18 protein-coding genes and 1 pseudogene are annotated in these 22,572 nt (G+C 27.1%); 9 read left to right on the top strand and 10 right to left on the bottom strand.

The window, feature by feature from the left end; translation table 11 throughout:
- The first annotated feature begins 377 nt into the window (after positions 1-377).
- Positions 378-1,991 carry a Na+/H+ antiporter NhaC family protein gene (locus tag Q0K52_RS10840; protein ID WP_297299300.1) on the top strand — a complete coding sequence of 538 codons (1,614 nt, stop codon included), beginning with the start codon at positions 378-380 and terminating at the stop codon, positions 1,989-1,991.
- Positions 1,992-2,559: 568 nt separating this feature from the next.
- Here Q0K52_RS10840 and Q0K52_RS10835 read toward each other — a convergent pair.
- Entirely contained in the window at positions 2,560-3,033 is a 474-nt protein-coding gene (locus Q0K52_RS10835; protein WP_297299298.1) for a CAP domain-containing protein, read from the bottom strand.
- A gap of 22 nt (positions 3,034-3,055) precedes the next feature.
- Positions 3,056-3,649, bottom strand: coding sequence for a thymidine kinase (locus tag Q0K52_RS10830; RefSeq protein WP_297299296.1), 594 nt, complete (start codon positions 3,647-3,649; stop codon positions 3,056-3,058).
- 154 nt (positions 3,650-3,803) lie between these two features.
- Here Q0K52_RS10830 and Q0K52_RS10825 point away from each other — a divergent pair, with 154 nt between their 5' ends.
- On the top strand, positions 3,804-5,867 hold the full coding sequence (locus tag Q0K52_RS10825) for a DUF262 domain-containing protein (protein ID WP_297299295.1): 2,064 nt from the start codon (positions 3,804-3,806) through the stop codon (positions 5,865-5,867).
- A gap of 183 nt (positions 5,868-6,050) precedes the next feature.
- On the opposite strand, the gene Q0K52_RS10820 is transcribed toward Q0K52_RS10825, so the two are convergent.
- From Q0K52_RS10820 to Q0K52_RS10805, 4 genes and pseudogenes are all read right to left on the bottom strand, one after another.
- On the bottom strand, positions 6,051-6,620 hold the full coding sequence (locus Q0K52_RS10820) for a DUF4234 domain-containing protein (RefSeq protein ID WP_297299293.1): 570 nt from the start codon (positions 6,618-6,620) through the stop codon (positions 6,051-6,053).
- Between the two features lie 255 nt (positions 6,621-6,875).
- The gene (locus Q0K52_RS10815; protein ID WP_297299291.1) at positions 6,876-7,751 is read right to left on the bottom strand and encodes a hypothetical protein; all 876 of its coding nucleotides are present in this window, start codon (positions 7,749-7,751) and stop codon (positions 6,876-6,878) included.
- Between the two features lie 710 nt (positions 7,752-8,461).
- Positions 8,462-9,331, bottom strand: coding sequence for a hypothetical protein (locus Q0K52_RS10810; RefSeq protein WP_297299290.1), 870 nt, complete (start codon positions 9,329-9,331; stop codon positions 8,462-8,464).
- 426 nt (positions 9,332-9,757) lie between these two features.
- Positions 9,758-10,685 (bottom strand): annotated as a pseudogene (locus Q0K52_RS10805) (ankyrin repeat domain-containing protein).
- Positions 10,686-11,107: 422 nt separating this feature from the next.
- On the opposite strand from Q0K52_RS10805, the gene Q0K52_RS10800 reads away from it, so the two are divergent.
- Entirely contained in the window at positions 11,108-13,297 is a 2,190-nt protein-coding gene (locus tag Q0K52_RS10800; RefSeq protein WP_297299288.1) for a U32 family peptidase, read from the top strand.
- Between the two features lie 70 nt (positions 13,298-13,367).
- Here the strand turns inward: Q0K52_RS10800 and Q0K52_RS10795 are convergent, their stop codons facing one another.
- Together Q0K52_RS10795 and Q0K52_RS10790 are read right to left on the bottom strand one after the other, a co-directional pair.
- On the bottom strand, positions 13,368-13,745 hold the full coding sequence (locus tag Q0K52_RS10795) for a hypothetical protein (RefSeq protein WP_297299286.1): 378 nt from the start codon (positions 13,743-13,745) through the stop codon (positions 13,368-13,370).
- Positions 13,746-14,140: 395 nt separating this feature from the next.
- A complete protein-coding gene (locus Q0K52_RS10790; protein ID WP_297299285.1) occupies positions 14,141-15,025 on the bottom strand; it encodes a fumarylacetoacetate hydrolase family protein in 885 nt (294 codons plus the stop codon).
- A gap of 616 nt (positions 15,026-15,641) precedes the next feature.
- Between Q0K52_RS10790 and Q0K52_RS10785 the strand changes: the two genes are divergently transcribed.
- From Q0K52_RS10785 to Q0K52_RS10770, 4 genes are all read left to right on the top strand, one after another.
- Entirely contained in the window at positions 15,642-16,160 is a 519-nt protein-coding gene (locus tag Q0K52_RS10785) for a YcxB family protein (RefSeq protein ID WP_297299283.1), read from the top strand.
- A gap of 53 nt (positions 16,161-16,213) precedes the next feature.
- The gene (locus Q0K52_RS10780) at positions 16,214-16,810 is read left to right on the top strand and encodes a RecX family transcriptional regulator (protein ID WP_297299302.1); all 597 of its coding nucleotides are present in this window, start codon (positions 16,214-16,216) and stop codon (positions 16,808-16,810) included.
- 82 nt (positions 16,811-16,892) lie between these two features.
- On the top strand, positions 16,893-17,567 hold the full coding sequence (locus Q0K52_RS10775; RefSeq protein ID WP_297299281.1) for a hemolysin III family protein: 675 nt from the start codon (positions 16,893-16,895) through the stop codon (positions 17,565-17,567).
- Positions 17,568-17,608: 41 nt separating this feature from the next.
- Positions 17,609-19,276, top strand: a complete 1,668-nt coding sequence (locus Q0K52_RS10770) for an AMP-binding protein (RefSeq protein ID WP_297299280.1) — start codon at positions 17,609-17,611, stop codon at positions 19,274-19,276.
- Between the two features lie 48 nt (positions 19,277-19,324).
- On the opposite strand, the gene Q0K52_RS10765 is transcribed toward Q0K52_RS10770, so the two are convergent.
- Positions 19,325-20,155, bottom strand: a complete 831-nt coding sequence (locus Q0K52_RS10765; RefSeq protein WP_297299278.1) for a hypothetical protein — start codon at positions 20,153-20,155, stop codon at positions 19,325-19,327.
- A 71-nt stretch (positions 20,156-20,226) separates the two neighbouring features.
- Positions 20,227-20,646, bottom strand: coding sequence for a hypothetical protein (locus tag Q0K52_RS10760; RefSeq protein WP_297299277.1), 420 nt, complete (start codon positions 20,644-20,646; stop codon positions 20,227-20,229).
- Positions 20,647-20,923: 277 nt separating this feature from the next.
- Here Q0K52_RS10760 and Q0K52_RS10755 point away from each other — a divergent pair, with 277 nt between their 5' ends.
- Positions 20,924-21,712, top strand: coding sequence for a hypothetical protein (locus Q0K52_RS10755; RefSeq protein ID WP_297299275.1), 789 nt, complete (start codon positions 20,924-20,926; stop codon positions 21,710-21,712).
- 100 nt (positions 21,713-21,812) lie between these two features.
- Entirely contained in the window at positions 21,813-22,190 is a 378-nt protein-coding gene (locus Q0K52_RS10750; RefSeq protein ID WP_297299273.1) for a Gfo/Idh/MocA family oxidoreductase, read from the top strand.
- Positions 22,191-22,572 lie beyond the last annotated feature (382 nt).

The following is a 22,572-nucleotide window of genomic DNA, read 5'->3' as shown; positions in this document are numbered from 1 at the left end:
TTTAAATTATGATACACCTATGTTATACTTTAAAAAACTAAGGAATACTTAATGCAATATGTCTGGCTCCTGTGCAGAGTTTAATTAATTTACGTATTGACAAAGTATTATTTTTAATATAAAATTGATTTACTATTAAAAGTAAGAATAATTTTGGATATTATTTTAATGAATAATTTATTTTTGTATAAAAAGTTGAAACAAAGCTTCTTTCTTTGGGAGTGTTAAATTATATATTTACCAATAATTTGTAAATTATAATTTTTGAATATTTAGGCTCCCTAAAGAAGGGGGCTTTTTTTATACTTTTATCAAAGTTATTATTCATAAAATACTACAAAATTATGAATTGTATATATTAATTAGGAGTAAATCTTATGGAACATTATGGTTTATTGGGTATCATACCCCCGCTTTTAGCCATTATACTTGCCCTAGTTACCAAAGAAGTAATTATTTCTCTTACTCTTGGTATATTATCAGGCACATTAATAATAGCACATGGTAATGTATTTACTGCTATTACAATATTTACTGATAAGGTAGCAGAAATGAGCAGTGATGCTTGGAATATAAGAATACTTTTATTCTGTGCTTTGCTTGGTGCTTTTGTTAGTATGCTTTCAAAAACTGGAGCTACTAAAGCTTTCGGATTATGGGCTAGTAAATATTTGAAAACTAAAAAAAGTATACTAATTTTTACTTGGTTCTTCGGACTTATCATATTTATAGATGACTATTTTAACAGTTTATCAGTTGGTACTGTTATGCGTCCTGTTTCAGACCAGAATAAAATTTCAAGAGCTAAACTTGCTTATATATTGGATTCTACTGCAGCTCCTGTATGTATACTTGCTCCTATATCAACTTGGGTTGTAACTGTTATGAGTTATATAAGAGATTCTGAAGGTTTTGAATCTTTGAATATAAGTGAATTTATATTTTTCATAAAAATGATACCTTATTCTGTTTATCCGCTTCTTGCTTTGGCTTTTGTAGTTCTTATTTCTTTAGTATTTAAAGATTTCGGACCTATGAAAAGAAGTGAAGACAATGCTCAGAATGGAAAACTTTTTGATGAAGAATTATATGGAGCTTGCCCTGGTAATATGGAAACTTCTTCAAACAATCAAGCTAAATGGTATGATATGGTTATAGCTATACTTGTACTTATAATAGTTTGTATAGTGATGTTCCCTGTTACTACATATATGGGTTTAGTAGGAAGTGATGGAATAACAACTTTCTCTCAAGCTATGTCAAGCATATCTTTGAATCAGGCATTCTTGGATACTGATGCTTCTAAAGCTTTATTCTATGGTGCTGTTATTTCGCTTATGATAATGTACATCTATTATGTAGCTAGAAGATTATTAAGTGTACGTTCTGCTGGAAACTCTATTATGGAAGGTGTTAAATCTATGGTTCCTGCATTAGTAGTTCTTGCATTAGCTTGGTCTATAGGAAGTGTTATTAAATCATCTCCTGCAGACGGCGGACTTGGACTTGCTGCTTTCTTATCTGAAGCTGTAAAAGGTGGCGGTTTCCCTCTTTGGATACTTCCTGCTATAGGTTATTTACTTGGCTGTGTTATAGCTTTCTCTACTGGTACAAGCTGGGGTACTTTTGCTATACTTATTCCTATAGTTATACCTATTGCTAATGGTCTTGCTGCTGCTAATGGTTATACTGATAATGCACTTCTTAATGTTCTTCTTATAAATGTTGGTTCTGTTGTTTCAGGTGCTGTATTCGGCGACCATTGTTCTCCTATATCTGATACTACAATACTTTCATCCACTGGAAGTAACTGTCCTCTATTAGAACATGTTGCAACACAGATTCCTTATGCTGGTTTGGTTGCTATATCTACTTTCATTGGTGTAATAGTTGGAGGAATAAGTTTAAATCCTATAGCTGCATTATTAACAGGATTCATAGTAATGTGCGTACTTGCCTTACTTGCTCCTAAGTTTTATGATAAAATTTAAAGTTTTAAGAAAAGCTAATTAATTAAAAATATAAAAAATAATCCTTTAATATTATTCATTTAATATTAAAGGATTTTTATTATGTTCTAATTATATAGTATTGTAAATTCACTGCCCTATTCCGCACGCAGAATAAAATTATAAATATAATTCAGTTATAAATTGTATTGAAACAATAAATAGAAATGCATTTACCGTGCGTTAAATAAACTATAAATTTAAATAACACTTGGGCGGGTGCTGTAATTTCTAATTAAGTTAAAAAAATAATCAAATTAAAATTGCAAATTGTACAATCAAGAAAAAGGGCGGGGTATGTAATTAATTTTTTAAAACAAAAATTATTTAGAATTCCCACCCTTTAGATTTATCACTTTTATATGTATTTGAAATTTAATTATATTTAATGTTTTAATCAGAAATTATAGCTGCCCACCCAAGATTTTTGTAGATTTATAGAATATATACCGCACACAGAACAAACTATCAAATATAATTACATGTGAATATCATTTTTTTAATATCATAAATTTTATTTACCGTGCGTTAATACAATTATAATAAAAATTTATCTAAAAAGCTGTACCCAATATAATTTTCCATTGCTGTCTTTATAAACACCTATACCTATGTAACTATAACCGCCAATAATATTTGCGTAGTGCCCTGAAGAATTTATCCAACCGTTCATCACAGCTTGAGGTGTTTGATAATACGCAGCTATATTCTCAGCTGAAGGACTTGGACAATCTGGTACATCTTTTGCCACTGTATACCAAGGAGTTCCATCTGGTCTAGTATGGCTAAAATAAGTTGATATTTCTTTGGCACGTATAGCCGTTGCCATATTTAATTTTTCATCTAATTTTAAAGATGATTTACCAGCCTTTGCTCTTGTTTCATTTACTAATTTAAATACTTCCTGTATCTCTTGTTCATGTCCTGTATATTGTACATTATCTTCATCAGCTACAGGATTATACTTGCTTCTGCATGATAATATTATAAAAGCAAATAGTAATATAAATAAAGTTCTTTTCATAATATAAAATCCTTAAATAATTTTATAAATCAAATTTTACTTCGTCTTCACCTTCATAACAATATCGGCACACGCATTTATATATATCATCTCCAATTACAACTCTATCAACATCTTTAACTATTCTCTTTGAATATATTCCTTTTCTCCCGCAGTCGCATTTGCCGAAAACTTTTGTATGTATATCAATCAAATCTTCTTCTATTAATGCAGATACGCTTTCCCAATAATTCCTTTTGTAATCCATGTCGAGTGAAGCTATATAAAAATTTGTTCTGCAGTTTCTTTGTGTGCATGTTTTTATAAGCTGTATAAAAATAGAAGTATCATTTAAAAAACAAAATTCATCTATTCCAATAATATCATATCTGGCAATGTAATTATAAATATTTTCTATATCCTTTCCAAGATTATTTTCAATTTCTTCTTCAGTTATTATATCTATTCTTTTATCTAAATAAACATCTTTATCCCTACAGAAATACCCTCTGAAAGATATTTTAGGATATATAAATAATATTTTTATGTTTTTATTTTCAAGTAAAAGATAGTCCAAAGTTTTGATAAGATATTTTGATTTACCGGCAAACATTGGGCCTGTGATTAAGTGATTCATATTAATTCCAAACTTTTTTCTTCAAGATGATTTAATTATTATATCATTTAATTGTGTATATATCAAATTTGAATGCTGTAAAAAAGTATATTATAATAAGTTTAATTTTATTTTAAATATAGTATAATGTATATATGAAGTTTAGGAGTTCATTATGAAAGCTAGTGAAGCTAAATTAAATGATTTAATAAAGAAAAATGATATACAATTTGTTATACCAGTATATCAAAGGAATTATGATTGGACTATAAAAGAATGTAAAGTTCTACTAAATGATATAAAAGATGCTGGTAAATTAGATAGAGAACATTTCATAGGAAGTATAGTATATGTTGATGATCATGCTCCTAAAACAGGAATACAAGAATTAATTATAGTAGATGGACAGCAAAGATTAACTACAATAATATTAATTTACTTAAGATTATATAAACTAGCAAAAGATTTAGAAGATAATAGATTAAGAGATAGGATTTACGAACATTATCTTATAAATAAATATGCTAACACAGAAGAAGAAAAAATAAAATTAAAACCAACAGAAAATAATAATAAAGCATTAAAATCTATTTTGTTAGGAGGAGAGTTTAAAGAAAAATCTAACATAATAGATAATTATAATTTTTTTGAAAAAGAAATAAACAGCTATAATTATGAAAGTATTTTATATGGATTAGAAAAATTAATATTTGTTGATATGTCTTTAGATAGAAAAGAAGATGATCCTCAGTGTATATTTGAAAGTTTAAACTCCACTGGATTAGCATTATCACAAGGTGATTTAATAAGAAACTACATTTTAATGAAATTAAATTCAAAAGAACAAAAATATATTTATGAAAATTATTGGGAATTTATAGAAAAAAATGCAAGAGATGAAAGTCTTAATAAAGATATGGTATCAGATTTTATTAGAGATTTTATGACAGCAGAATATAATAAAATACCAAATAAAAATAGAATCTATGAAGAGTTTAAAGAAAAATATTCTATAACCAATTTAGAAGAAATAGAAAACTATTTAAATAGTTTAAAAGAGTACTCAAATTATTATAATAAACTATTAAATCCCAAAAATGAAAAAGACAAAGATATATCAATAAAACTTGAAAATATAAAAACAATAGAAGTAAATGTATCATATCCATTCTTTTTGAAAATTTATAAAGATTATAATGATAAAGTTATAGACAATAAAACTTTTTTAAAAATTATTGATTTAATAGAATCTTTTGTATTCAGACGATTTATATGTGATGTATTCAGCAATGCTATGAATAAAATATTTATGTCACTATATAGTAAAATAGATAAAAATAATTATTACAATTCATTGGAGGAATATTTATGCAAATTAAAAAATGTTCAAAGATTTCCAAATAATGATGAAGTTATTAATAAATTAAAAGAAAAAGATATATATAATGCTATGAATACAAAAAGAAAAATGTATTTATTCAATAAATTAGAAATGGGACTTGGTAAAACGGTTGTTGATTTTTCAAAAACCGATTTTGAAATAGAACATATATTTCCTCAAAATCCTATAAAAGAATGGAAAGATAATTTAACAGATGAAGAATATAAAACAATGCAAAGCAAACTTCATACTATAGCTAATTTAACAATATCTGCAAATAATAAAGAACTTTCAAATAAAACTTTTTTAGATAAAAAAAATATGAACGTAGATAATAAAGAACAGGGATATAAATACAGCCACATTTGGCTTAATGAATATTTAAAAAGTATAGATGAATGGAATACTAAAAGAATAGAAGAACGTTTTAATATTCTAAGCGAAAGATTTATAAATATCTGGACATATCCTAATATTATTATCAATGAAATTAACAACAATACTATTAATGAAGAAACAAATATATTTGAGGCTGGAGATCCAACTGGTAAAAAATTAGATTATATAATATTTAATGGTGAGAAAATAGATAAAGTAGTAGATGTTTCAAAATTATTTTCTTTTGTATTAAGATATTATTATAATCAAAATAAAGAGTTATTCTTTACAGAAGAAATGCAAAGTCTAATTCAAATTACAAAAAATAAAGATGAACTTAGAACAGAATATCCAATAGATATAGACGATATATATTTTGCAGAAAATAATTACAGCAGTGAAAGAAAATTTTATTTAATTAAATATTTGATAGAAAAATTTGATATGGAAGATGAATTATATATTAAATACAAAGATTAATTTAAAGTGAGCCGAAACCAGCAAATAAATTTATTTATTTGCTGATTATAAGTTGAGGCGAACATGACAATAATATAAGATTTAATAATCCTAATTGAAGTTTTTAATTCATAATTTTTTATATTCAGTAAATTTCTTTTATTTACTGATTGTATGTTGAGGATATAATAAGAATAAAGAAATTTATTTATTCTTATTATTATGAAGTTCTTTTACTTTTGTCCATATAGTGTTTAATTTCTTTTGCATAATAATATCAGGAATGAGTAACATAGCAGTAATTACTAGAATAATAACAATAACTGCTAATATAGTACCAGCAAATACTAATAATACTTCAGGATTCAAAGTAAAACTATTATAAGCTCCTCCGTAAAGTACCGACATACCGCTTAGCAATACTCCCATAACAAAAGCAAATATTAATCCGCCTATAATAGGAATCCCTACAAATAATACAATAATAAATGAAACCATAATTATTTGAGTAACATCATTTCTGTCATTTTCATCAATTTTTAAAGCTATTTCTTTATGAATAATATTCCCATATTTATTATACCAATATATGCTGTAAAGATTGCATGTTATAATACTAAGTAAAAGTTCTAATTCAGGAGATATATCTTTTCGCTTAGTAAATTTTTTCACTTCTAAACTGACATAGTAAAGCCAATAGTAATGGTATATTCCTAAAGTAAAGAAGTTTAGAATAAACATTGTAGGAATTGATCTTACAGCACCTATATTCATAAAATTATTCCTATTATTGTTATACTAGCCTACGCCTTAAATAAGCTAGTGATTACTCACTAGCTGGCTTACCAAAGGTACCTACTCGGTCGGCTAGCTTTTTTATATATAGTTTTCAAAAGCTCGTAATTTTTTATTCTGTTGCTATGCCACCTTTAATGGTGTCTTGCCTACATCTGCCGACACCTGCCGAAGGCACGCTTCGCGAAGTGGACTTTGGCAGGTAGGCTAACTTTTTTATTATTGCTATGCTCTTTAATAGCCTCTGTTTTCAAGTTCTATCTGTATCTGTGAACCATGCACAAAGCCATGAATTGCATCTTTTCCGTCTTTAGCCTCTGGAGGAAGATAAAATACTTCAAGCCACTTTGTTTCGATATCTCTATAATTCTCATAATCAATACCTGCTCCATTGATAGATAATAAAACTCCCCCATTATAAATCATATCGTTTTTCAAAATCTTTCCTATTACTTTTCCATTTGCTTTATCTCTTATATTCACATAATCATCTTTAGAATTATATTCAAGTTCGTTGTAATGAACCTCCCCTACATTATAATTATATTTACTAAAATACTCTGTTTCTACATCACCTAAAGCCTTAAAACCTACAATATCACCGTAAGCCTCTCTTGATGCTTCACCATCTCCATAAAAACGATAATTTCTAATTGTAACTTCAGCTCTTACAGCAGCAGCACCTAAAAATCTTTTATTTAAAGGTTCTGGTAATTTTACTTCAATATTTTCTAATAAAACACCGAATTCCAATCTGTCAAATTCAACGCCGCTAAAATCCCAAGAATCACCATATTTAGAAGCACCTTGATTTTTCAAATCCATTTCAGATGAAGCATATAAAAAAGGAAGATCTACATTATTATCAGGATAAAATCTTAAAGCAGTATAATTATTTCCCATATCATAATTATCAGATCTTTCAAGAATTCCTGTTAATGTAATCTCTCCATCAAAATAAACCATACCATAACTTTCCACATTATAGGCTTTAAGTGTATTTTTTGTCACTTTACCATCATCGCTTAAAAGTTCAGAAAAATACGCTTCACTAGGCGGAAATGCCCATAAAAAATTAATGCTTAAAAGAAATAAAATAATTTTTTTCATTGAATAACTCCTATTATTGTTATGTTCGCCTACGCTAATATAAGCCAGCAACTAAAGTTACTGGCTGCTACGGCTCACTTTTTTGTTATATATAGTTTTCAAAATCTTGTAATTTTTTATTTTGTTGTTATGTCACCCTTAAGGGTGCCTACTTGGTCGCCTTAAAGCAGTGAATAAGTAAACTTATTCACACGTCTGTACCCCTGTGGGGCTGGCTCAGCTCACTTTTTATTATATAGTTTTCAAAATCTTATAATTTTTTATTCTGTTGTTATGCTCGCGACGAAGTCCACATTGCGAAGCAAGGTGCAGCCGCCTTAAATAAGCTAGTGAGTAAACTCACTAGCTGGCTTACCAAAGGTACCTACTCAGTCGGCTCGCTTTTTTATCTAGTTTATATAGTTTTCAAAAGCTCGTAATTTTTTATTTTATTGTTATGTCATCCGTAATGGTGTCTTGCCTACGCCTTTTTATTATATATAAAAAACTTGTTCGTCACTACACTCACAAGTTTTTTATTTAGTTTATACCTAAACAATTATATTTTGTCAATTTTATTTTTTATATAGTCATTATTTTCGGGGACTAGCCCCCGAACCCCCAACTTCTTTTGCCGAATAGGCACCTACTCGGTGTTGCCACAAGCGAAGCCCACCTCGCGAAGTGGACTTTGGCAGGTAGGCTAACTTTTTTATTATTGCTATGCTCTTTTAATAGCCTCCGTTTTCAAGTTTTATCTGTGAACCATGCACAAAGCCATGAATTGCATCTTTTCCGTCTTCAGCCTCTGGAGGAAGATAAAATACTTCAAGCCACTTTGTTTCGATATCTTGATAATTCTCATAATCAATACCTGCTCCATTGATAGATAATAAAACTCCCCCATTATAAATCATATCTCTTTTCAAAATCTTTCCTATTATTTTTCCATTTGCTTTATCTCTTATATTCACATAATTGTCTTTAGAATTATATTGAAGTTCGTTGTAAGAAACATTTCCTGAATTATAATTATTTTTACTAAAATACTTTGTTTCTACATCACCTAAAGCCTTAAAACCTACAATATCACCGTAAGCCTCTCTAGATGCTTCACCTTCTCCATAAAAACGATAATTTCTAATTGTAACTTCAGCTCTTACAGCAGCAGTACCTAAAAATCTTTTATTCAAAGGTTCTGGTAATTTTACTTCAATATTTTTTAATAAAACACCGAATTCCAATCTGTCAAATTCAACGCCGCTAAAATCCCAAGAATCACCATATTTAGAAGCACCTTGATTTTTCAAATCCATTTCAGATGAAGCATATAAAAAAGGAAGATCTACATTATTATCAGGATAAAATCTTAAAGCAGTATAATTATTTCCCATATCATAATTATCAGATCTTTCAAGAACTCCTGTTAATGTAATCTCTCCATCAAAATAAACTATACCATAACTTTCTACATTATAGGCTTTAAGTGTATTTTTTGTCACTTTACCATCATAGCTTAAAAGTTCAGAAAAATACGCTTCACTAGGTGGAAATGCCCATAATAAATTAATGCTTAAAAGAAATAAAATAATTTTTTTCATTGTAATAACTCCTGTTAATATATAAAAAATTACTCGCCAATAAGCTCTAGCAACTTCCTTTGTCAGTTGCTAGAGGCTCGTAATTTTTTATTCTGTTGTTATGCTCGCGACGAAGTCCGCATTGCGAAGCAAGGTGAAGCCGCCTTAAATAAGCTAGTGAGTTTACTCACTAGCTGGCTTACCAAAGGTACCTTGCCTACGGCACGCAGAGTGTTGGTCGCCTTAAAATAGTGAATAAGCACGCCTGTGCTCAGCTCACTTTTTTATTATATAGTTTTCAAAATCTTGTAATTTTTTATTATATATAAAAAACTTATTTTTTACTACATTCACAAGTTTTTTATTAGTTCTATATAGTTTTAATTTTTTCTTATCATTATATATAAATTAAAACATAAATATTACAAATTTATAAAATACTTACTATTATACTATTTTATAACCGTACTCCTTTGCCATATCATTAGCTGTTTTACCTTCTTTATTTTTTATATTCACATCAGGATTTAATTTTAATATCTCATCTACAAGAGGTTTATATTTAAATGTTATAGCATGCATTAATAAAGTGTTTCCTCTATTATCCTGTGCATTAATATCTGCTCCATTATATACCAATAACTTTATAAGTCTATCAGCAGCATTTGTAGCTTTTATTTTTTTCTGATCAATACGATATATGGGAATATTTTCTGTCATTAACTTAACATTTTCTAAATTACTAATAGATGATATAGTATAAAATAAAGCTGTTTTCCCTTCATTATCTTTTATATTAGGATCTGCTTTGGCTGATAAACATAAATCTATTATTTCAGTTCTATCATTTTTAACAGCTAACATTAATGTTGTTAAACCTTCATTATTTTGAGCATTAATATCAGCACCTTTTACAACTAAAAATTTTATAAAATTTTGATTTTCATAATATAATGAATTTTCTATTAAAATAGTCATTCCATATTTATTTTTTTTATTGATGTCTGTGCCATTTTTTAGTAAATAATCAATAGTTTCCTTTTTTCTAGTATAAAATAGTAGAACCATCATTATCTACAGTATTAAAATCAGGATTATATTTTTCAAATAGTTTTAATATTTCAAGTTCATTTAAAGAAGCTGCCAAGAAAAATGCATTTCTTCCGCGTTTATCTTTTATTTCAGTAACATCGGCTTTATGTTCTAATAAAATCTTAACCGCCTCTATTGATCTTGCTATTATAGCATTCATTAAAGGAGTATATCCTTCTTCTTTATCTTGAACATTTATATTAACTTTATCAATTAATTTTTTTATTATACAAATTTTACCATAAAGGCAGGCATTCAAAAAATTGTTTTCATCTTTAGACATAACATCAAAAGTTTCTAACACAAAAACTACTCCTCAATAATTAATATGCTAATTTCTTAATAATCTCATATTATATACTTCACATATAATTGAGTATAATAAATTTATTAGTTAGTTTCATTTTTTATAATAATAAAAATTACTCTTATTAATTAAGCTATATTTATTATTATTTTAAATATTATTTATGATGTTGTTTAGGAATTAATGACATAATACAACTTTTCATAAAAAATCAAAAACCTCAATTAAAATATAAACCATTAAATTAAAAAAGTCAATATACATATATATGGTATAAAATATTTAAGAAGCTGATTGTAAAAGAACAATAAAAAATTAATATATAATTATCAAAAAATTATTTAGTACTTGAATTCATTTTCTTATATGCTATAGTTTAAACTATTAAATAAATGTAGATGGAAAACAAATTGAATATAAAAACACAAAACAAAAAAATAGAACTGCTCGCACCTGTTGGAGATGAAAGAGGTTTGAAAGCCGCTGTTAATGCTGGGGCTGATGCTGTGTATTTCGGTACTAAAAGTTTTAATGCTAGAGTGGGTGCTGCTGAAAACTTCGATGAAAAGGCTCTTGAAGAAAATATAAAATTCGCAAAATTAAGAAATGTTAATGTTTATATTACAGTTAATACTTTAGTTTATAATGATGAAATTGATAAAGTACTTCCATTAATAAAAACTGTTTCTGATTTAGGAGCTGACGCTATTATAGTTCAAGACTTGGGAATCATTGATATTGTTAGAAATAATTTAACTATTCCAGTGCATGCAAGTACTCAGATGTCTTGTAATAATTTAGACAGTGTAAAACTACTTAAAAGTATTGATATTGACAGAGTGGTTCTAGCTCGTGAGATGAGTTTAGAGAATATAAAATATATTAGAGATAACATAGATATAGAACTTGAAACTTTTGTGCATGGAGCTTTATGCGTAAGTTTTTCAGGTCAATGTGCTTATTCATATTTGCATGGCGGAAGAAGTGCAAACCGAGGAGCTTGTGCCCAGCCTTGCAGAATGGAATACACCGGAGGAAAAACTGATTATCCTTTAAGCACTAAAGATTTAATGACTATTGATATAATTCCAAATTTACTAGAAAGCGGAATAACTTCATTTAAAATTGAAGGACGTGCTAAAAGAAGCGAATACGTTGCAGTTACTACTTCAATATATAGGCATGCTATTGATTTGGCTTTGGAAAATAAAGATATACCCATTGAAAAATACAGAGAAGATTTGATGAAGATTTTTAATAGAGGCGGATTTTCACAAGGTTATTATTATAATTCAAAAGATATTTTTGAAAATTATAAGCCTAGCCATGACGGTGAGTATATAGGAGAAGTTACTGCATACAGGAAAAATAAAATATATATAAAAGCAGAAAAAGAATTGAATGTTTATGACGGGTTATCATTTGGAGATAGCGGAAAAGTTGGAATGCAGATTTCTGATTTGTATAAAGATAATACAAGAGTAAAAAGAGCGAAAGGAAATTTAAGTTTTTCAGCCGTTTTAAAAAATGTAAATGTAGGTGATGAAGTTTATAGAACCACTGATAAATTACAAATGGACGAAGCAGACAAAATAATTGAAAGCGACCATTTTAAACATAAGCTTGATTTAAATTGTATAATTGGATTTGATGATATTGATAATAATAAAAAAATAAAATTAACAGTCAATAGCAAATATGATGAAAGACTAAACAATATAGAATATATAAGCGATTATAAACTTCAGGAAGCTAAAACTAAAGCAACAACTAAAGAAGATATTTTTAATTCTCTTTCAAAGACTGGAGGTACTGTATTTGAATTTGAAAATATTAATATAGAAGAAAAATTCAAAAATCCTTTTATACCTGTTAAAATTTTAAATGAAGCTAGAAGATACCTAATTGAAAAACTTGAAGATATTTTAATGCAGTCTAAAAAAATTAATTATAATAAAGATTGTGAAAAAAATATTAATTATCCTAATACTGATATAAAAGTTTTAATTGCAAACAGTGAAGAAAAAATTAATTTATATTCTGATATTCATTATGATAAAAAAATATTATTTCCAAATGTTTATGATGAAAATATAATTAAGCTTTTTGAGGCTAAAAAAATAGACGGTATACTCCTGCCTCATGTTACATTCGACAAAGACATTGAAGTTATAAAAAGCATAGTAGAAAAAACAAATAACATGATAGTAATATGCAATAATTTAGGACATATTGAAGCATTAAAAGGTAAAGCTATATTATGGGCAGGCATTGGACTTAATGCAATTAATAATTACAGCGTAAACCTTTTATATAAATTAGGAATTGATACTGTTATATCTGCTATAGAAGCAGGTAAAAATTTAAAACATACTTTATCGATAAAAGAAGGTTTTATTCCTGCTATGAACTTTGCTTTCTGTCCGAAAAGTATGTCAGTAGGCTGCAGTAAATGTAAACAAGAAGATATCATTGATCATAAAGGAAATACTGTAATATTTGATTGTGTTAGAATGTATAACAAAACAAGTTTTATACTAGAAAAAATAAAAAATAAAAATGGAAATATTTATTATTATATTTCTTAATTATATTTATTAAAATAAAAAAATAGAGATATAAAATTAATTATATCTCTATTTCACACAATTATAATAATTATTTATTGTTTTTTATATTGTTATATTTTACTAAAAATTCATCTGCTAAATCTTGAAGTTCTTTTGAATACTGAACATTTAAATTCATAGAATTGCTTATTACATTAGGATCAGAATTCTTTTTAGACATTTCCAAATTCATTTTAGTTTTTTCTAAATAAATTTTTTGTTTTAAGCTATGAAATCTTGGCTGATATTCTTCTTTTAATTTCATAACTTCTGCCAATTGAGCCTCTGTTAATCCTGCCTCATTATAAATAAAATATTCATAATTACAGCTTCCGTCATAATCTTTCCAATCATATTTTTTTTCTTTAGCATATACAGATACTGATAATATAACTGTAAATAAAATAATACTAATAATGTGTCTCATAATATAACCCCTTAAAATGACATGTTGTATTTGTTCTATTAGACGAATAAATATATAAAAAGTTCCTAAGAATTTATTTTTTTATATAAAAACATCTTATATAAGGTTTATAAAAATCTCTATTCATATATTATCCTATAATATTAAAAATTACAGGATAAATAATTATGAAGATTTTTAAAGTCTTATTTTTACTATTAATAATCACATCTTTATCATATGCTCAGAATCAAACAGTTTATATAACTGAGAAAGGCAAGAAATATCATAGAGAATATTGCCGCACAACAAAAAATTCAAATACAACAGCTATTTCATTAAGTAAAGCTCTGTCAATGGGATATTCTGCCTGCAAAGTATGTAATCCTTAAAAGTACATAATTATATAAAAAATATTATTCTACAAAATTTATAAGCTCACCTATTTCATCAATACAGCATGTTATTTTATCACCGCTTTTCATGTATTTAGGCGGATTAAATGACATACCTACCCCTCCAGGTGTGCCTGTTGCAATAATATCGCCTGCTTCTAATGTCATGCCTTTAGATATATCTGACACCAAATAATTTATATTATGTATCATATATTTTGTATTTGATGATTGTCTTTCTTCATCATTCAAAATGCTTTTTACATTCAATGGAAATTTTAAATCATCTTTATATACTATACAAGGTCCCATAGCACTGTATGAATCTAAACTTTTTCCTTTATACCATTGAGAATGGCGTTTTTGTATATCCCTTGAAGATATATCATTAAATATACTATATCCGAATATATAATCCTGAACTTCATCAGGCTCTATATCTTTTCCGCTCTTTCCTATAATTATTGCAAGCTCCACTTCATAATCCAAGCATTTATCCAAATCAAATCTTGCCTTAATTTTATCTCCAAGTCCTATAATCTCTATGGCTCTCTTTGAAAAATATACTGGTGCTTTTACTTCCTTAAAATCTTTCATGTCTTTTTTTATTTCTGTAAGATGATCGCTGTAATTAACTCCTACGCATATAATATCATGAATAGGTTTTCTTATTGGCGAAAGTATTTGAACATTATCTATAGAATAAGCATGTGTAAAATTTTCTTCTGCATATCTTAATTTCTCCAATATATTATCATCAATTATTTTTATTAATTGAATCATCGGATTTTCACTAGGTTTGAAATCTGTTATTATTTCATTTATAGCAATTACTTTGCTTCCATCTTTACTCAATATTCCAACCGACTCTGTATTATTCCATTCAACAAAAGATACAAATTTCATTTTTTATCTCCATTTATAAAAATTGCAAAAATAATACATCATAACCAAAAAATATAGTTATATTATTAATAATGATATTTTAGACAATTTTTAAAGTTTTTTAATTTATAGTGTTTTTAATAGTGTGTTAATATTATACTCAATTTGTTATTGTTTTTCAATATAGTATTTTATTATAATTTTTCATTACAGCAAATTCTAAAACCCGCCCATTATTCTTTATTAATTAATTTTACAATTATTATTTTAATTAACTTTTTTGTTTTTTTAGAAAAAGCACACCCACCCTAAATGTTAATTAAATTTATAATTCTTTTAACGCACGGTAAATACAACCTTGAATATAAATAGTTCAGCAATACAAATTTTTTTTTATATTAAAATCAATTCACCGTGCGGTTTGGAGATTCAAATTTCTAAATTCCACTTGGGCGGGCATGCTTTTTTTTATTTTTGTAACAAGGATAATTAAAACAATAATTTAAATAAAAACAAAAAATTTTAAAGGGTGGGGTTTCTAAATAATTCATTAAAGGAAAACAAAATATAAATCGCACTTGAAAAAAAATATAGTTATACTATACTAATAAAAAATAAAAATAATAATAGGTACAAGATGAAAAAAGAATACAATTATAAATTAGTAGAAGATGACTTTGTAGACTTTCAATTACATTACTTAAAAATCAATTCCAAAATGACTGCCTCAATAAAAAAAACAATAATTATATTAGTAGCTTTATATATTATCATATTCGTGTCAATGGCTGTATATTTTAGAGATAATGCCTTGCTAATAATAATAATGGCAGTATTAGTTTCAGCATTTTCTATTTTGCAAATATTAACATATAGAAAACGTATAGAAATAAAAATAGCCAAGAAAGTAAAAGAATATGTAAGAAGCGGTAAATTGGATAAAGTATTTGGAGATAAAGAATTAACAATTTATGATGATAAAGTAGTATTTAAAGAAGACAGAGGTACAAGCTCTTTCAATAAAGATGATATAAAAAATATAGACGCAAGTGCTAAATCTTTGTTTATTTATACAGATGAAATGTCAGCAATAATTATACCTAAACATTGTTTAAAACAAGAAGATATAGATTTTATTTTATCATATAAAAAATAACACTTGAAAAAGTGAGAATATTATTATAGTATTGAATTATGGTTATTTTAAAAATGAAATTAAAAGGTGATAAAATACATATCAAAGTGTCAGGCGGAGATGTATTTACTATACCTAAAAACGGACTTTATGAATTAGATATATATGAAGGAATGGAACTAGAATATGAAGAAATTCCTCATATAAGAAATAAAGCCTTTGAATCTGCCGCAAGGAAAACAGCAGTATCTATATTAAAAAGAGGCTTTATCAGTGAAGGCATGCTCAAAGATAAAATGCTTAAAAAAGGCCATAAAAAAAGATTTATAAGATATGCCGTTTCATACTGTAAAGAATATGATTTAATAGATGATAAAAGATTTGTAAAAGTTGCTGTAAATAGTTTAAAACTTAAAGGCAAAAGCAAAAGACATATTATAGATTATCTAAAGAAATGTAAAATAAAATCTTCATTAATAGAAAGAGTTCAAAATTCTATAAGTGAAAAAAGTGATGATAAAGCATTGAAACAAGCCATAGTAAAATACTATAGAGTGTATGAACATAAAGATAGAAAGGAAGATTATATTATCAAAGCCTTAATGAGAAAAGGTTTTAAATATGATAGAATAAAAACTTTACTCACAAAATATATGAATAAAAAAAAATAGAAACGAATAAATTAATTAATTGATAAAAATAGTTACAAATAACCATTTACTTTATTATTAATAAGGTTTAATATATTCTATTATGAATAGTATAATAAAAATTAATAATAAAATCAAAACATCAGTATCAATAATAAGTGCTATAATTTGTATAATATGTGCGAGTTTATCTGTAGTTGTTTTGGTTCTTTTAATCATTAATTCAAATACAGCTAGAGAGATAACTTCTTTTTCACTCTATTCAAGTTTTCTAATTATATTTTATATAATAAATTCAATATACCATTTTTTCCCATTTAATAATAAAGCTAAAAAAGTCTTTTATATATTATCACATGCATTTTTTATTATGATGATATGGGGAGTTTATATCCCTCCTTGTTTAATATCATTAAAAAACGGTTGGGGTTGGAGTTTCTTTGGGATAATTACCGGACTTTGTGTATTAGCTATCATATTGAGAAGCATATTTGGATATAGATGGAGCGGTTTTAGTGAAACTATTTATTATTTAATATTAAACTGGGTTTGGCTTATAGCAATATCAAAAATATCATCAGCCGTCGGAGAATACGGAGCCATACTTTATTTAACTGGATTCTTACTTTTAACTATAGCTATGGTATTTTACAGACTTGCTATGTATGATGCCAATAAAAGATATAAATTATTCTTACCATTATTTTATTTTCTTTTAATAATATCTAATATATGCCATGCAGTTTTTATGTTTAGATATGTTGCTAATATTTTTTAAAATTACTATAATATATATCACAATTACATAGGAGAGGACTCATGATTAGAGAAAGACTAAGCGACTATATTCAAAACACTATAAAAGAAAACTGGGATATAAATGCTCTGGCTGATTATGGTACAGATAAGATATTAAAATACTCTGATGTAGCAGAAAATATTTCCAAAATACATATAGCCTTTAAAAAGCTTGATATACATAAAGGCGAAAAAATAGCTCTATGCGGAAGTAATTCTGTTAATTGGGCTTTGATATATTTATCAGTAGTAAGTTACGGTGCTGTTATAGTACCTATATTAGTTGATTTCTCTAAAGAAGATATAGCTTCTATACTTAAAGATTCAGGATCTAAATTCCTTTTTGCAGATAAGCATATTATTAATGGAATAGAACCAAAAACTATAGAATCTCTAAATAAAGCATTCTACTTAGATACTTTGGATACAGTAATTATAAAAAATAATGAAGATAATAAAGAAAATCAAGATAATAAAAAAGAAATAAAAAAAGATAATATATTTAATGATATAAAACTAGAAGATTTCAGCAAAGAAAATTTTCATCTCACAATATTTGAAAATGAAACTTTAGCTACTATTATATATACATCAGGAACTACAGGATTCAGTAAAGGAGTTATGCTCAATCATAATTCACTTGCTGCTAATATAAGATTCGCAATTAATAATATGCCTATCAAGTCTAATGACCATATACTTTCATTTTTGCCATTAGCACATGTATTCGGCTGTTTATTTGATTTTCTTTTCCCATTTTCAAAGGGAGCATGTATATATATGCTCAATGCTATACCTAGTCCAAATATATTATTAAAGGCCTTTGATGAAGTGAAGCCTAATCTTATACTTATGGTTCCGCTTATCATAGAAAAAATTTATCTTAAAAAAATACTGCCTACTATAAATAAACCTCTAATTTCAAAATTATTAAAATTGCCTATTGTATCATCTATATTGAAATCAAAAATAAGAGATAGTTTAACACAGTCATTCGGAGGCAATTTCCATGAGGTTATAATAGGAGGAAGTGCTTTAAACGCTGATGTAGAAAAATTCCTTATGGATATAGGATTTAAATTTACTGTTGGTTACGGTATGACAGAATGCGGACCTCTAATAAGTTATGGGCCTTGGAATAAACATGAAGCAAGAAGCTGCGGCTGCATAATAGATACATTGGAAATAAAAATTGATGCTAAGAATGAAGGCGAAGTTGGAGAAATAATGGTTAAGGGTGAAAATGTTATGCTTGGATATTATAAAAATCCTAAAGCTACTGCAGATGTTCTTTCTAAAGATGGCTGGCTTAGAACCGGCGATTTAGGAGTACTTGGCAAAGACAATAGAATATTTATAAGAGGAAGAAGTAAAAATATGCTTCTTGGTGCCAGCGGACAAAATATTTATCCTGAAGAAATAGAAAGTAAATTGAATACTATGCCTTATATATCCGAATCTTTGGTTCTTCAAAGAGATAATAAATTGCATGCTTTAATATATTTAGATAATGAAAGAGTAAAAGCTGAAAATTTAAGTGAAGAAGATATTAATAAACTTATGGAAAATAACAGAATAGAAATTAATAAGGTGCTTCCGGAATTTGGAAGGATATCAGGATTCACTATACAAAAAGAAGAATTTATAAAAAATCCTACAAAGAAAATAAAAAGATTCTTATATAAATAAGAAGAATATTAAATAACAGTTCGGAAAGGCAGATTTAAAAATTTTATATTATTTTTTAGCGGGCTCTGTAGCATAAGGTGAATGACCAGTTGTAGTTTTATCTATTTGCTCGGCCGCTTTCCCGTCTGTACCTGTATATCTTGGCACATATTCAGATGAGTTTGCTGTCATATCATCAGCATATACTTGATAAAGAATGATGTTTTTATTTTCATCAATAAAACCTATAGGATCATATTCATAAAATTTTCTTTTTTGATGATAACGCTCTATAGCCTGAAATTCAGTAGGAAGCAGCTGCCCCATTATCTCTGTATATTTTGTTATTTTGGCATAAGCGAATATAAATTTGCTGTATGTATCTATAGCGATAAGATAATTGTCTAATTCAACTATTGCATTTCCTTCTGCTCTAATGAAGAAAAATCTATTTATTCTTTCAGAAGAATTATAAACGCCATCATATTGTACCAAAGGATTTTTACCATAACGATGAACTGTCATAGGCTTTATATTTATAACTAATGGTTTATCTCCCAAAGGAGCTTCGGTTGTATTTCCGTCTCTACTGGCATTAAATGTATATTCATCAAAATGGCTTCCCTTAATTTTTCTCCATTTTCTGCCGTCATTAGGAATAAAAAAGGAATATGTAGGAACTGTATGAACATCAAAACTTATTTTCATAAAATAGTTATACAGTTCCTTTCCATTAAATTTATAGTCAATTCTATTCCAATCCTCTGCACTATTGAAAGGATCGGTTTTATCATTACTGTCATACGAAGGCATATCTAAATCAGGATAATCTGGATTTACTTTTTTATTATTTGAAGTAGAATTATAATAATATCTTTTTCTTGCATCAAAAGGATTCATGCAGGAATATAATGAAATAATTATTATCAGAAATAGTATGTTCTTCATATAATTAGTATAATATATCTTATTTAGATTTTGTTAACTTTTATAGGGTTATTCATATTTGGTTCTGTTCCAATACCTACATAAGCATTTCCGCCTGTAGCTTCGGTATCACTGTCAAAAATAACTTTTACATTAACTATTATACCACTCCATTTTACACTAAAAGTATATTCTTTATTTGTAGATGAAGGTTCTCCAACTACTATAGGATATTCTGCCTCTAGTGGAGATCCGCCCAATTGTACAGAAACAACATGACCTTGATCATTAAATTCAATACTTAAAGGCTGTCCATTCATATCACCTGTATAATTACCAACTCTTTCAGCTAAAGTTATTTTTTTAGAATTATCAGTATTAGGATCATTTGGGTTTTTTTCAGCACATGAAGATATAATGAATGCTGATAAAATTAAAGTTAATACAATACTTATTTTTTTCATTTTACTTCACTCCGTTTTTATTTTTCTATAATGCAAAACATATTAAAATAACATAAATAAAATCTCAATATAAAAAATGCGGTAATTGATAAAAATATAGTTTTTTTGTTTGTAAAAAATGTATAAATAGATAAATATGTTCAATATGTATTATAATAAAAATTGAAATAAAGACATTTTTTAAAAACTGTTTATTTTTTTTATTTTTTAATATATATAGTTTCTTGAAATTATTTAATAATAATCTACAATATTGAAAAAATGTAGGAGAGGAATTATGATTAAAAAACTATCTATTTTAATTTTGTCTATGATAATGATTATATCATGTTCAAAAAACAACCCAAATGATCCAAATAACGGTGGAACTACTCCAGATGTTAATTTTGATGAAGTATTCTTAAAATTTGTCACAGATGATAAAACTGTACCAACATTCACATTCTTTAAAGATGATGGTAAAGCTGAAGAATATGATCCTATGACTGGACCTACTGGAAATATAATTGATTACAAAAGAAGCTGGACAGCATATAATGACGGAACTAATGATTGTTATATTTACAATGCTCCAGACGGAGAAAGTAAAAATGGTGTACCAGGAACTCCAGGAAGTGCTATTGGATTAACTAAATTAAAAATTTATGTTTATAAAGGAGTTAATCCGTTCAAAACAAAAAATGACAATGAAAATGAAATAGAAAAACAATTCTATTTCTACAGATATGTTGGAAATGCTATGTATGATCTAGATAACTTTTTAATTGCTGTTGATACAAAAACTGGATATGTATTCCCTTATGCTGTACCTGAAAAATGGAAAAACATGCTATTATCTTGGGGCCCTGATGGCTGGATATCTGCTGAAAAAGGTACAACAGGAAAATATGGCACAACAGATCAGCAGGAAACTTTTGAACCTAAAAAATTCTGGCAGTATGACCCTATAGGACAGGTTAATGATGACGGTACTGTTACTTTAGAGCAGTTCTATATTGACGCTCAAAGCAAAAGTGATTATAAACCTGTATATAGCGGAAAATCACCTTACAAAGACATACAATAATTATCCGTTCTTATAAACACATAAAAAAGGTGCTGTTCTTTTATAGGGCAGCATCTTTTTTTATTATCAAACTTTATTATATTTTTATATGGAGCGAAAAATGTTAAACATAGCATACATTGCAAATGGTAAAAGTACAAATAGATATCATTTACCTTTTGTATTAAAAAGAAAAGACAAATTAAAAGTAAAGACTATTTATTCTCCTAATGTATTAAATTCAAAATGGGAAAAAATTGAAGGTATAAAATACACTTCAAACATAGATGACATACTAAACGATAAAGAAATTAATTTAGTGGTAATATGCACAAAACCTGAACTTCATTATCAATATGCTAAAATGGCTTTAGACAATGGAAAAAATGTACTTGTAGAAAAACCTTTTATGGAAGAAAAAGTTCCTACTGTAGATGGAGATTATGGAAGGGTATATGATGCCTTATATGACAGTATAATTCTAGGAAAGGACCTATAGTTAAAAATGAAGAAACTTTATTAGTTATGCAGATATTAGAAGAAGGGATAAAACATATATCTTAAACGCCTACTAGGCCGCACGGTAAGCAAAGCATTTATTATAATCAAATTATAATATTAATTTCATCATTACATAATATGCATTAACCGTGCGTTAAAGTAAATTCCAAATTTAAAAAAATCTTGGGCGGGCATGCTTTTTTAATTTGGTCAGTAAAGAAAATTACATATCAATACTAATTATAATTTAATAAAGATAAAGGGCGGGGTTACTAATACAATTATAAAGAATATATTAATTTTTGCACAGGAGCCAGACATATTGCATTAAGTATTCCTTAGTTTTTTAAAGTATAACATAGGTGTATCATAATTTAAAG

The organism is uncultured Brachyspira sp., from assembly GCF_944390845.1.
GTDB classification, from domain to species: Bacteria; Spirochaetota; Brachyspiria; order Brachyspirales; family Brachyspiraceae; genus Brachyspira; species Brachyspira pulli.
Note: the sequence above shows the minus strand (reverse complement) of the source record. Positions and strands in the feature narration are given on the sequence as shown.

Bases quoted from the DNA above. Each gene is read 5' to 3' on its own strand.
- Q0K52_RS10840 (WP_297299300.1), top strand. From the start codon at position 378: ATGGAACATTATGGTTTATTGGGTATCATACCCCCGCTTTTAGCCATT.
- Q0K52_RS10835 (WP_297299298.1), bottom strand. From the start codon at position 3,033: ATGAAAAGAACTTTATTTATATTACTATTTGCTTTTATAATATTATCA.
- Q0K52_RS10830 (WP_297299296.1), bottom strand. From the start codon at position 3,649: ATGAATCACTTAATCACAGGCCCAATGTTTGCCGGTAAATCAAAATAT.
- Q0K52_RS10825 (WP_297299295.1), top strand. From the start codon at position 3,804: ATGAAAGCTAGTGAAGCTAAATTAAATGATTTAATAAAGAAAAATGAT.
- Q0K52_RS10820 (WP_297299293.1), bottom strand. From the start codon at position 6,620: ATGAATATAGGTGCTGTAAGATCAATTCCTACAATGTTTATTCTAAAC.
- Q0K52_RS10815 (WP_297299291.1), bottom strand. From the start codon at position 7,751: ATGAAAAAAATTATTTTATTTCTTTTAAGCATTAATTTTTTATGGGCA.
- Q0K52_RS10810 (WP_297299290.1), bottom strand. From the start codon at position 9,331: ATGAAAAAAATTATTTTATTTCTTTTAAGCATTAATTTATTATGGGCA.
- Q0K52_RS10800 (WP_297299288.1), top strand. From the start codon at position 11,108: ATGGAAAACAAATTGAATATAAAAACACAAAACAAAAAAATAGAACTG.
- Q0K52_RS10795 (WP_297299286.1), bottom strand. From the start codon at position 13,745: ATGAGACACATTATTAGTATTATTTTATTTACAGTTATATTATCAGTA.
- Q0K52_RS10790 (WP_297299285.1), bottom strand. From the start codon at position 15,025: ATGAAATTTGTATCTTTTGTTGAATGGAATAATACAGAGTCGGTTGGA.
- Q0K52_RS10785 (WP_297299283.1), top strand. From the start codon at position 15,642: ATGAAAAAAGAATACAATTATAAATTAGTAGAAGATGACTTTGTAGAC.
- Q0K52_RS10780 (WP_297299302.1), top strand. From the start codon at position 16,214: ATGAAATTAAAAGGTGATAAAATACATATCAAAGTGTCAGGCGGAGAT.
- Q0K52_RS10775 (WP_297299281.1), top strand. From the start codon at position 16,893: ATGAATAGTATAATAAAAATTAATAATAAAATCAAAACATCAGTATCA.
- Q0K52_RS10770 (WP_297299280.1), top strand. From the start codon at position 17,609: ATGATTAGAGAAAGACTAAGCGACTATATTCAAAACACTATAAAAGAA.
- Q0K52_RS10765 (WP_297299278.1), bottom strand. From the start codon at position 20,155: ATGAATCCTTTTGATGCAAGAAAAAGATATTATTATAATTCTACTTCA.
- Q0K52_RS10760 (WP_297299277.1), bottom strand. From the start codon at position 20,646: ATGAAAAAAATAAGTATTGTATTAACTTTAATTTTATCAGCATTCATT.
- Q0K52_RS10755 (WP_297299275.1), top strand. From the start codon at position 20,924: ATGATTAAAAAACTATCTATTTTAATTTTGTCTATGATAATGATTATA.
- Q0K52_RS10750 (WP_297299273.1), top strand. From the start codon at position 21,813: ATGTTAAACATAGCATACATTGCAAATGGTAAAAGTACAAATAGATAT.